This is a genomic window from Chryseobacterium daecheongense, from assembly GCA_027920525.1.
Taxonomy (GTDB): Bacteria; Bacteroidota; Bacteroidia; order Flavobacteriales; family Weeksellaceae; genus Chryseobacterium; species Chryseobacterium proteolyticum.
Genome location: CP115858.1, coordinates 886223 through 898251 on the forward strand (window position 1 = coordinate 886223; position 12029 = coordinate 898251).

Sequence of the window (12029 nt, forward strand, 5' to 3'; positions counted from 1 at the left end):
TAATTTTGATACAAATTGTAACTAATTTTGTTTCGTGGAACGATCGATTGTACATATGGACCTGGATACATTTTTTGTATCCTGTGAGCGTCTTAATAACTCAGAACTTAACGGAATCCCTCTGATCATAGGAGGTGGGGACCGTGGAGTAGTAGCCTCATGTTCCTATGAAGCAAGAAAGTTTGGAGTACGCTCTGCCATGCCGATAAGAATGGCACTTAAGCTCTGTCCTGATGCTAAAGTGATCCGTGGAGATCATGAAATGTATTCCAACTTATCCCATCTGGTAACAGAGGTCATTCAAAGTAAAGTTCCGGTAATGGAGAAAGCCAGTATTGATGAATTTTATCTCGACCTGTCCGGAATGGATCAGTTTTTCGGATGCTATCAGTGGACTACGGAAATTGCTGCTGCCGTCACAAAAGAAACGGGGCTTCCCATCAGCTTTGCATTATCCAACAACAAAACCGTCTCAAAAATCGGAAGTGGGGAATCTAAACCCGATGGAAAGCTCGAAATAAAGCCGCAGAATATGCAGGGATTTCTTAACCCTTTATCAATAAGGAAGATTCCGATGGTAGGAAATGCTACTTTTCAGCTCCTTTCAAGAATAGGAATCCGCACCATTCATACATTATCTGAAATGCCTGTTCTGGTATTACAACAGATGATCGGAAAAAACGGGATTGAACTCTGGAAAAAAGCCAATGGAATTGATGAGAATCCAGTCATTCCTTATTCGGAAAGGAAATCAATCTCAACGGAAAGAACTTTTTCGAATGATACCATGGATATGGTTTCTTTAAAAGGGCTGATATCGGGAATGGCTGAGCAGCTGGCTTATCAGCTCCGGAAAGAAAGATGGCTGACTTCAACGGTAACGATTAAGATCCGGTATTCCAATTTTGATACAGAGACCAAACAATGTAAAGTATCTTATACTTCTGCAGATCACACCCTTTCACGGGTTGCCCTGGAATTATTCCAAAAAGCCTACACCAGAAGAATGCGCCTTCGTCTGGTAGGGTTACGCTTCACAGGGCTGGTTCATGGAAACCATCAGATGGATCTTTTCGAAGATACTGAAGAGCTGATGAATCTTTATCAGTCGATGGATTATATCAAAAACCGTTTTGGAGCCCAGGCTGTCGGCAGAGCTTCCGGATTTGATTTAGAAAATAAAAACAGATTATTCTAACGCTATGTTTCTCAATTGTCATTCTTTCCACAGCCTTCGTTATGGCACACTATCCATCAAAGAGCTGGTAAAACAAGCTCAGGAATCAGGAGTCCGGGAATTGGTTTTAACGGATATCAATACCATTACCGGAATCTACGAATTTAAAACGTTATGTGACCAATGTGGTATAAAACCCATCGCCGGAGTTGAAATAAGGAAAGAAGGCAGGCTTCTGTATGTTGCTATAGCAAAAGAATTCAGCGGGATTGGAGAGGTCAACCAAATGATTACGGATTATAACTGCAATAGAAAAGACCTCACGGAAGCCGCTCCGCAATTTGCCAATGTATTTGTGATCTATCCTAAAGAAAATATTCCTGAAACACTTAGAGAAAATGAGTTTATAGGGATCCGGGAGGAAGAATTGACACTTCTTATCCGTACTGAATATCAGAACCTCATCCATAAAATGGTGGTACTGCATCCGATAACATTCGCCACCAGAAAGGATTATAACCTGCACTGTATTCTTCGGGCCATAGATAACAATACACTCCTCAGTAAACTGACTGAAGATGACACCTGCCATAAAACGGAATATTTCAAACGGGAACAAAGTCTCCGGGATGCTTTTTATCAGTATCCAGAAATTATTAAAAACACACAGCATATTCTCAATTCCTGTCATTTTGAGTTTGACTATAAGAGAGTTAAAAATAAATTACATTACACCCGGTCCAAAGAAGGAGATCTTAAAATGCTGACCAGACTGGCCTATTTAGGATTAAAAAAACGCTATGGCTTAGATCATGAAATTGCCAGAGCAAGGGTTGAAATGGAGCTTAAAGTAATTGATGAACTCAATTTCAGCTCCTACTTCCTGATCGTCTGGGATATTATAAGATACAGCAACAGAATGGGATTTATGCATGTAGGACGGGGAAGTGGAGCCAACAGTATTGTAAGTTTTTGTTTAGAAATTACAGATATCTGCCCGCTGGAACTGGATCTGTATTTTGAACGCTTCCTCAATCTGAATAGGAAGACCCCTCCAGACTTTGATATTGACTGGAGCTGGCAGGAAAGGGATGCTATTCTGCAATATATTTTTGATCGCTATGGAAAAGAACATGTAGCATTCTGCGGAACTAACGTTGAATTTAAGTACAAATCGATATTGCGTGAAGTAGGAAAGGTTTTTGGTCTGCCAAAAGAAGAACTGGACGAGCTAACCAGCCAACGGATAGAACTGCATGATAAAAACCTGGTTATAGAGCATGTTCATAAATATGGTAAATTATTAGAAAAATTTCCTAATCAAAGGAGTATGCATGCTTGCGGAATTCTGATTTCGGAAGAGCCTATTACCCATTTTACAGCCCTTGAAATGCCCCCAAAAGGGTTTCCCATTGTCCAGTTCGATATGAATGTTGCTGAAGATATCGGTTTTGAAAAGTTTGATATCCTTTCCCAAAGAGGTTTAGGGACCATTAATGATACCGTTAAGCTGATCAAAAAAACAAGGAATATTGATATAGATATTCGGGATACCTCAATTTCCAAAGATGAAGAAGTGTGTAATGAATATCTGGCACAAGGCAGAACAATAGGTTGTTTTTATATTGAAAGTCCTGCCATGCGGGGGCTCTTGCGAAGGTTGAAATGCGATAACTATAAAATTTTAGTGGCGGCTTCTTCCATTATCAGACCCGGTGTTGCCCAAAGCGGAATGATGCGCGAATACATCTTCCGGCATAACCATCCCGACCAGTTTGAATATTTTCATTCCGTATTTGAAGAACATCTGAAAGAAACTTATGGAATCATGGTGTATCAGGAAGATGTGATCAAAATTTCCCAGTATTTTGGAGGATTATCATTAGCAGATGGAGATATTCTCCGGAGAGCGATGAGCGGGAAAGGTCGCTCTATTGAAAAGCTTCGGGAAGTAAAAGCTAATTTTTTCAAATCCTGTGAAGAAAAAGGACATTCGTTACAGCTTACTGCTGAAGCCTATCGCCAGATCGAGTCTTTTGCCGGGTACTCATTCTGTAAGGCTCATTCTGCTTCCTATGCGGTAGAAAGTTATCAGAGTTTATATCTGAAAGTATACTATCCGCTGGAGTTTATGGTTTCCGTGATCAATAACATGGGTGGATTTTACCGCACCGAGGTGTACATTCATGAAACCAAAATGTCGGGTGGAATTGTCTGCAACCCTTGCGTGAACACCAGTGATTTTCAAACCACCCTGCACGGAAAAGAAATTTATCTCGGGTTAATGCATTTACAGGGGCTTGAAACCAGGATTGCCCATTTTATCGTTGAGGAAAGAGCCAGAAACGGGAATTATAAATCCCTGGAGGATTTTATCCGAAGAGTCCCTGTCGGAATTGAAACCGCACAAATACTTATTTTCATCGGAGCTTTCCGGTTTACCGGAAAACAGAAAAACGAATTACTGGTGGAAGTAAGGATGCTCCTGGTTAATTTCAAACCGGAAAACAGAGGATTGATGCTGATCGAAGAACCTGTTAAAGAATACAAGCTTCCCCGGCTGAAAAGGGAAACTTTTGAAGATGCTTTCGATGAAATTGAAATTCTGGGGTTTACCATATCATGCAGTCCTTTTGACTTGCTGAAGACCGGTTACAGAGGTTCCGTTTTTGTGAAAGACCTGCTACAGTACCATAAAAAACAGGTAAAAATGCTGGCCTACCTCATCTCCAGAAAACATGTCCCTACCAAAAAAGGAACGATGTATTTCGGAACCTGGATCGATGTGAACGGCGATTACTTTGATACTGCCCATTTTCCGGACAGTCTTGAAAAGTATACATTTCAGGGTGGGGGATGCTATCTTCTTTTAGGAACTGTGGAAGTTGATTTTCATTTTCCGACCATTACGGTTACCAAAATGGCCAAAATGCCATTCATTCCTGATCCAAGATATGCATATGACAAAGAAATGCAATACGATATTCATAAACAGATCAGAGAGGACGTCAGTATGACAAACAGGCTTCCTTATCCCCAAGCCCACGAAATCGGACTCCCCAGAAACAAGCTTAAATAAATATTTATTTCTTTTTATAAGGCAGATTCCAGATCAGGTCAGCGGCAAGATAATGGACACCACCTTTATGTATGCTGTGGCTGTCTCTGATCAGGTCATCCATATAACCGATATCTACCGTAAAAGGAGAATTGGGAATATCAAACATATAATAAGCAGCAATACGCATTTCCCGGTATCCAAAAGGAGTCCATTCCTTATCCGGCTCATTAAGATGGCTCACAGAAAATAATCCTTCTACGCTAAGCATCAATTTCTGGCTATTCTCTGATGGCAGGCTATAGGTGATCTGGCTTTTAAGACGAGTCCTCAACTGAAAATCTTCTTCCACATTATGGAAGTCAGGATCAAAAAACTTTCTGAATTCCTGTCGCACGGTATTTTTAAGCTTCCATCTTTCTCCGAGATTAAAAGTATATGCATACCTCCCATAGATCCTGAATTCCTGCTCTATACCTTCTTTTTCATAAGGGGAGACCTCATCATATTGAGGCTGACGACGATAACTGAATGCATAACTGTACTGCTGGTGCGGGGCAAACGAATGATACACCTCATGATTCAATACCAGGATCGCCTGCCTGGAAAACAAATTATTCCGGTCCGGTTCACTTTTACGGCCTATCGCAACATAACTTAAAGTTTGCTTTTTCCCTAATGAATCCAGTCTGCGGCGAACACCAAATGCACCCCAGAATGCTGTATTGGCTTCCCCTAAACCCGGCGGGCTGATCTGGGCTTGTAAAAAGAGACTTCCGAACAGCAATAAGGCTCCGGCAATTTTTTTTAATCTCAACGGTCGTTCCCATAAAACATTCTTCATTATTACAAATTTAAAGGCTTTTTAACTCCACGTATTATTTAAATGACTTTTAAAGTGTCGAAAATCGGGACAAAATCTGGAAGAATTCTGGAATCCATGTTATAATTTTAATTAGTCTACTAAATTAATAGACTAATATGATTTATCTCATGTCCCTCCTTGGTTAAGATTTGTGAAGAATTAAATACTTTTGACACAGTTAAAAAAATAAACTTTATTCTCATGAATAAAACTTCATCTCATCCTTATTTATGCACGATGACAGCAACATTATCCATTCAAGACGAATGGAGTACAGGCAACTGTCTTTCACAACACGATCTTATGTTACAATACATGTGTTTTGATTTTATGATGTGCTACATGATGATGAAGTCATAAGCCACCTTTACTGTAGAAATTAAAACCCAATAATTACAGGTTTTTAAACAGAAGTAATTCCCGTACAATTTAACGACTCTATTATAGCCGTCCCGGAAAAGGAGGGAGGAGGATTATTATTTCTTACCGGAAAAAAACAGTAAGCATCCATCTCATTTTTTAACCTACTTAAATTAATATATAATGAAGAAAAACCAATGTAAAATTGGTGCACTGGCCATGATCTTAATTGCAGAATTTGGCTTTGCACAAAACAGGGACAGCCTTTCCACCAAAGAGCAGTCTATAAAAGAAGTCGTGGTGGTAGCCTTTGGAAAACAGAAAAAAGAAGAAATAACAGGATCCGTACAGTCTTTAAAGACAAAAGATATTGCTAATCTCCAAAACGGAAATGTTTTACAGGGAATCGGGGGTAAAGTAGCAGGGGTACAGGTAGTATCCTCAGGTCAGCCAGGTTCACAGCCTGTCATCAGAATGAGAGGAATAGGTTCGATCAATGCTTCAAGTGATCCATTAATCGTATTGGACGGCATTCCTTATAACGGAAACCTTAACAGCATTCCGGGATCTGATATTGAAAGCATCTCCTTTCTTGAAGATGCTTCTTCCAACGCATTATATGGTTCCAGGGGAGCCAATGGTGTGATCATTGTAAACACCAAAAGGGGTAAATCCAAAGGCCTTCATATAGAAGCAGATATCAGAACAGGGGTTAATTTCAGATCTGTTGAAGATTATTCAGTGTATACTTCACCACAGGATTACTACACCGCTTATTATAACCGGGCAAGGATCGGTGAAATTGCCAGATTAACACAACCCGGAGCGGTTCCTTCCGGTACTAACCCTCATGAAGTTGGAATAATTGCACTGACCAGCTTGAGATACAATGCCTACAATGTCCCTTTCAGTCAAATGATAGGGCAGGATGGTACCTTTAACAAAAGTGCCCAACTTATCTACCAGGACAACTGGAAAAAACTTCTTTTTAAACCCGGATTAAGAAGAGAAGCCAATGTAGGGATCAGCGCCAATAATGACCAGATAAAATCCTATACCTCCCTGAATTATTTAGATGATAAGGGATATCTTATTTCTTCCGGTTTTGAAAGATTCGGAATACGATCCAATCTGGATTATACTATCACCTCAAAGTTAAAACTGATCAGCAGCCTGTCTTATACTTACAGCCAGCAGGATTTTGGTGAATCGGGAGGATTTTCCAATCCGTTCCAGTTTGCAAGAAATATTGCTCCTTTCTATCCTGTTTTCCTTAGGAATGATAATTACCAGATCATTTATGACAATAATGGAAATCCACTCTATGATTACGGGGATTCCAGTGGTCCAAACGGAGCAGGAAGGTCTTATGCTGTCTATGAAAACCCGGTAGCCAATCTTCAGCAAGATAAATTCCGGACAACAAGCAATCTCACCAACATCAATCTGGGCCTCAATTACGAAATTGTCAAAGGCTTGGATTTCACCTATAACTTTGGAGCATATCTGGAAAATCTTAAAGATCTCAGATATGGCAATACCGTCGGAGGAACTTCATCATCTGTCGGGGGAACCATCAATATGGGCTCCACATTCAAGCATACATTAAACCATCAGCAGCTCCTTACTTATCAGAAAAAACTAGACAAACATAATTTCAATATCCTTATTGGGCATGAACTCAATAAAATAAAAAATGAAGGGTTTTCCGGATCAAAACAACAACTGTTATTACCCAACTCGTTATCTTTTGACAATGCTGTAAAAATAACAGATTTATCGGGGAATGGCTATGAATATGCTGTAGAAGGCTACTTTTCCAGATTACTTTATAACTATGATAATAAGTATTTTTTCAATGCCAATATCCGAAGAGACGGATCGTCTGTATTTTCGCCAGATAGCAGATGGGGTACCTTTTATGGTCTGGGAGCTGCATGGAATGTAGCCAAAGAAGATTTCCTTAAAGATAATGAAGTAATCAGCTCCTTAAGGTTAAAAGCTTCATACGGTCAACAGGGTAATGATAACATATTACTTAATGACGGAACAAGGGATTATTATGCATACCAGGACATCTATGGCATCAATAACTTTGGAAATGACAAGCCCGTTCTTTCCCTTAAAAAGCAGGGAAATAAGGACTTAAAATGGGAAACTTCCAAAAACCTGAATGCAGGTTTTGAAATATCCCTGCTACAAAACAGGATCAGCCTGAATGCAGATTATTTCGAAAGAAAAGTATCCGATATGATCTATACGCTTCCATTACCGCCTTCCAATGCCGGATCCTACATAAAGTACGGCAATATCGGTGACATGATCAACAGGGGAGTCCAGGCCAATCTAAGCGCTGAAATCCTGCACTCCGATCAATTCCAATGGAATGTATATGCGAATGCCACCCATTACAAAAATAAAATCACCAGATTACCGGCCGAACAAAGGAATACAGGCCTTGTTTCCGGACTTTTTATCCTTACGGAAGGAGGCGACAGGTATACTTACTATCTTAAAAAATTTGCAGGTGTAGACCCTTCTAACGGAGATGCTTTATGGTACCGTACAGCATTAAACCCTAATACCCAGAAAGAGGAAACAACTGTTACCCGGAATTATAAGGATGCAACAGATTACAATACAGGTAAATCCGCCATTCCAAAAGTATACGGTGGTTTCGGAACTGATTTTACTTATAAAGGATTTAACCTGGCTGTCAATTTCTCTTATCAGTTCGGTGGATACGGCTATGATGATATTTACAGATCCTTATTCCATTCCGATAGCTATGCTTCTAATTACTCTACAGATCTAAGCAAAACATGGACACCGGAAAATCCGGGTGCAGAACTTCCAAGGGTAGATCTTACCTCTACGAATCAGAATGGAAATTCCACGCTTTATCTTATAAAATCGGATTATATCAGTCTTCAGGATGTTACATTATCCTATCAGCTTCCGGACGGATTTCCGCAGCAGGCAGGTTTATCGGGGCTGAAAATTTACGTTACAGGAAACAACCTTTACCTATGGTCTAAAAGAAAAGGTTATGATCCGAGAGCTTCATTAACCGGCGTATCCGATCCATACCGGTACTCTTTATTATCCAGTGTTTCCCTAGGTTTTAAATTAACATTTTAAGAAAATATGAAAACAATACAATACTTTATAGCAGCCCTGTCAATAAGCGTTATGATGACAAGCTGTGCCAATGATCTGAATACAGATCCAGATGGAGATATCTCCGGTGAACAGTTGAATAATGATCAGTCATCACCTGAAAAAATACTGGGTGGAATATACCTTGATCTCCGCAGTAACGGAGCCGGAGGAACGACCTTACATTCGGATTTTGGAATTATGGCGATAAAAGCAGGATCAGACTTGATGTCTAATGACGTTATCCAGGCTAAAAATCAGCATTTGGGAATGTTTTACAATTATGATGCAACGAATGCCAATAATTCTGCATCCGAATTTGTATGGACTACATTTTATGCGAGAATCTTTATCATCAACAAACTTCTGGATGGTCTGCAGAAAAATGGTAACGATAATAATATAGCCATTAAAGGACAACTTCTCGCCCTCAGAGCTTACTCCTATTTTTATCTGGTACGGTTTTACGCCAACGATTACAAAGGACATCAATCGGAGCCGGGAGTTCCTTTGGTCTTAACAAGCAGCAACCCAAGCCAGGGACTTCCCAGAGCAATCATATCGGATGTATATAAACAGATTGCCAGTGATATTGAAGAATCTATTATACTTCTGGATAGCTATGCCCGCCCATCCAGAGCCCAGATAGACCAAAGAACGGCAAAAGCTATAGCCTCAGAAGTTTATTTACAGACAGGAGATTACATAAAAGCAGCAAAATATGCTGAAGAAAGCAAGCAGGGAATAGCGCTGATGACCGAAAATGAGTATACGACAACCGGGTTTTCCAATATCAATAATCCGGAAGTATTATGGGGTTTCCACAATACGACATCCACAATGAGTATTGGAAATTACTATGCTTCTTTCTTCTCTATGTTTGATAATACCAATAAAGGATATGCCGGTGCTGCCGGTATCTATAAGCTTATCGACAAAAGGTTGTATGAAGCTATTCCAGAAACGGATTATCGCAAAAAAGTATTCAACGGAGCACAAAGCACTGCCTATACTTTTAATGGAGAAACAAGAAATTATCCTGCATATGTGAGCTGGAAATTTAAAGACCCTACTTTTTTTGAAGGGGATTATATTTATATCAGGGCTTCATCATTATATTACATACAGGCTGAAGCACTGGCCAGACAGGGAAGGGAAGCAGAAGCCAGACAGGTATTGTATGAAATCACTTCGAAAAGAAACAGTGCCTACACGTTATCTACCAAAACCGGAAATGAGCTGATCAATGAAATTATCCTGCAAAAAAGGATAGAATTATGGGGTGAAGGTTATGACTGGTTTGACATGAAAAGACTGAATGTTCCTCTGGAAAGAATATATCCGGAAACCAACCATACGTTTGGCAGATTCAATCTTTCACCCGATAAATTCAGGTTCCAGATTCCTAATAAAGAGATCAATAACAATCCACAGATCAAACAAAACGACTAACAACACACATTCATTCATATCAACAAATTATTAGCAATTTGTAGCCGGAGTATTTTCACTCCGGCTTTTTTGTATATTACTTCTAATGGCAATTCAACTTATGGCCTCGCATTAGCACACATTTTGTTATGATAGATGCTCAGTATTACCATAATGAAATTAATTGATCTCTGGTCAATTCAAAATTAATTTGAAATTGGTGTACTTATTTTATCCTGATTAATTTTTAAAATATGAAATTCCTAACTTATCTGGAGGCCAATAAAAAACTTCTATTTAAAGCAATACTTATGAGTTTAGTGGTGCTGTTTATTCTGTTGAGCCTTTTTGTTACTTTTATTTCTCCCGAATATCTGGACCTCCATATTTCCAGAGAAATCCAGGAGAATCAAACCAGGAATCTTGACGCATTAATGATAGGTATCAGCTGGTTGGGAAGAACCCCGGTATCAGTGGTTATGGTTTTCCTTACTGCCCTTGTACTGGTTTTATTACGGTATAGAAAAGAAGCCGTATTTATTATATCCACATTGTTATCAGGACTTGTAGGCTTAATCCTTAAAATCATCATCAACAGACCGCGTCCTTCCCAGGATCTGGTCGTTCTTTTAGAAAAAACCCAATACCAGAGTTTTCCAAGCGGACACGTTTTATTTTATACCACTTTTTTCGGAGCGCTGATTCTTATTTTCCTTCATATGAAGACCATAAAATATACCGTCCGCATATTTCTTGTTGCCGCCTGTCTGCTGATGATATTTGCAGGAGCTTTTTCCCGTATTTATCTGGGGGCACATTGGTTTACAGATGTTTTAGGCGGATTTATTGTAGGGATTCTCTGTCTCTTTGCTTTGGGATCCGTCTATGTGAAAAATATAAGAACTGCACCATAAAGTTGCTGAATAGTAAAGTGATATAATGACGAAAAGGCAAAATTGCATAAAACCGGCTTCTCAAAAAATAAAATTTACAATTCAATAAATCTGCAATTTTACCTTCCAGCTTTATTCGATTCCGGCTTTTCGCTTTTTCGCGATGTAACAATACTTCAAAATGGTATCTTTTTTGCGACCATATCCCCATGAGTTGTTTTATTTCTGCTTATTGAAACTCAGTCCAATAGCAAAACACTCTGAATATTCGTTACACTTTAATTCTTAACATTATGCTTAATTATAACTTAGCTAATCAGGAAATAGCCATCCGCCTGCTTGTTGCTGCTGTATTCGGCGGTCTTGTCGGTTGGGACAGACAAAGGAAAGAAGGGGTGGCAGGTTTAAGAACCCATATGTTGGTTTGTGTAGGTTCTTCTTTAATTATGATTGTTTCTGCCTTTGGCTTTAATGATATTATGGGAAAACCTTCTATTGTGCTCGACCCTTCAAGGATTGCTGCCCAGGTCATCAGTGGAATAGGCTTTTTGGGAGCCGGTACCATTCTTTTTCTCAGACCACAAATTATAATCGGACTTACTACAGCGGCTGGATTGTGGGCTGTTGCAGGTATCGGATTAGCCGTTGGGGGTGGCTTGTATTTTCCAGCCTTCATTGCCACGGTGATCATCCTTGTTATTCTGGCTCTTTTAAAACCATTTGAAAGAAAGCTTTTTAAAAGTACAAAAGGTAAAACCATGACCTTGTTCTATAATTCCGGACTGATCAGCCTTGCTCAGATTGAAAGTATATTCACTAAATATGAGTTGGTTACAAGTGAAATATTCATACACAGCAGTAAGGACAGCTCATCCGATGAACTAAAGGTTACCTTTGATTACAATTCCGCTCCATCTCAAATACTTTCAGCATTAGATGAGTTTAAAACGATTGAAGGGATAACTGAGATTAATTCTCATATCTAATAAATTTTTCTTTAAATTCTTTTTCAACTTTAAGAATTATACAGCAAAATGATCCGCTTCATTTATGCAGATTTGTACATTAAGCAAGATTAATATTGCA

The 12029-nt window shown here is 39.2% G+C and carries 8 protein-coding genes; 7 read left to right on the forward strand and 1 reads right to left on the reverse strand.

Annotated features, from left to right (window positions below; all coding sequences use genetic code 11):
• The first annotated feature begins 34 nt into the window (after positions 1-34).
• Positions 35-1198: a DNA polymerase IV gene (dinB, locus tag PFY10_03750; GenBank protein ID WBV57558.1), complete on the forward strand. Its 1164-nt coding sequence runs from the start codon at positions 35-37 to the stop codon at positions 1196-1198.
• Between the two features lie 4 nt (positions 1199-1202).
• Positions 1203-4256 (forward strand): DNA polymerase III subunit alpha, encoded by a 3054-nt coding sequence (gene dnaE / locus PFY10_03755; protein WBV57559.1) that lies wholly within the window; start codon positions 1203-1205, stop codon positions 4254-4256.
• A 4-nt stretch (positions 4257-4260) separates the two neighbouring features.
• Here the strand turns inward: dnaE and PFY10_03760 are convergent, their stop codons facing one another.
• Positions 4261-5079 carry a DUF2490 domain-containing protein gene (locus PFY10_03760; protein WBV57560.1) on the reverse strand — a complete coding sequence of 273 codons (819 nt, stop codon included), beginning with the start codon at positions 5077-5079 and terminating at the stop codon, positions 4261-4263.
• Positions 5080-5301: 222 nt separating this feature from the next.
• Between PFY10_03760 and PFY10_03765 the strand changes: the two genes are divergently transcribed.
• From PFY10_03765 to PFY10_03785, 5 genes are all read left to right on the forward strand, one after another.
• Complete coding sequence (locus PFY10_03765) at positions 5302-5460, forward strand: hypothetical protein (protein ID WBV57561.1); 159 nt, start codon at positions 5302-5304, stop codon at positions 5458-5460.
• Positions 5461-5643: 183 nt separating this feature from the next.
• A complete protein-coding gene (locus tag PFY10_03770; GenBank protein ID WBV57562.1) occupies positions 5644-8601 on the forward strand; it encodes a SusC/RagA family TonB-linked outer membrane protein in 2958 nt (985 codons plus the stop codon).
• Positions 8602-8607: 6 nt separating this feature from the next.
• The gene (locus PFY10_03775) at positions 8608-10071 is read left to right on the forward strand and encodes a RagB/SusD family nutrient uptake outer membrane protein (GenBank protein ID WBV57563.1); all 1464 of its coding nucleotides are present in this window, start codon (positions 8608-8610) and stop codon (positions 10069-10071) included.
• A 233-nt stretch (positions 10072-10304) separates the two neighbouring features.
• Positions 10305-10964 carry a phosphatase PAP2 family protein gene (locus PFY10_03780; protein WBV57564.1) on the forward strand — a complete coding sequence of 220 codons (660 nt, stop codon included), beginning with the start codon at positions 10305-10307 and terminating at the stop codon, positions 10962-10964.
• Positions 10965-11236: 272 nt separating this feature from the next.
• On the forward strand, positions 11237-11929 hold the full coding sequence (locus PFY10_03785; protein WBV57565.1) for an MgtC/SapB family protein: 693 nt from the start codon (positions 11237-11239) through the stop codon (positions 11927-11929).
• The last annotated feature ends 100 nt before the right edge of the window (positions 11930-12029 follow it).

Bases quoted from the DNA above. Each gene is read 5' to 3' on its own strand.
- PFY10_03760 (WBV57560.1), bottom strand. From the start codon at position 5,079: ATGAAGAATGTTTTATGGGAACGACCGTTGAGATTAAAAAAAATTGCC.
- PFY10_03765 (WBV57561.1), top strand. From the start codon at position 5,302: ATGAATAAAACTTCATCTCATCCTTATTTATGCACGATGACAGCAACA.
- PFY10_03775 (WBV57563.1), top strand. From the start codon at position 8,608: ATGAAAACAATACAATACTTTATAGCAGCCCTGTCAATAAGCGTTATG.
- PFY10_03770 (WBV57562.1), top strand. From the start codon at position 5,644: ATGAAGAAAAACCAATGTAAAATTGGTGCACTGGCCATGATCTTAATT.
- PFY10_03785 (WBV57565.1), top strand. From the start codon at position 11,237: ATGCTTAATTATAACTTAGCTAATCAGGAAATAGCCATCCGCCTGCTT.
- PFY10_03780 (WBV57564.1), top strand. From the start codon at position 10,305: ATGAAATTCCTAACTTATCTGGAGGCCAATAAAAAACTTCTATTTAAA.
- dnaE (WBV57559.1), top strand. From the start codon at position 1,203: ATGTTTCTCAATTGTCATTCTTTCCACAGCCTTCGTTATGGCACACTA.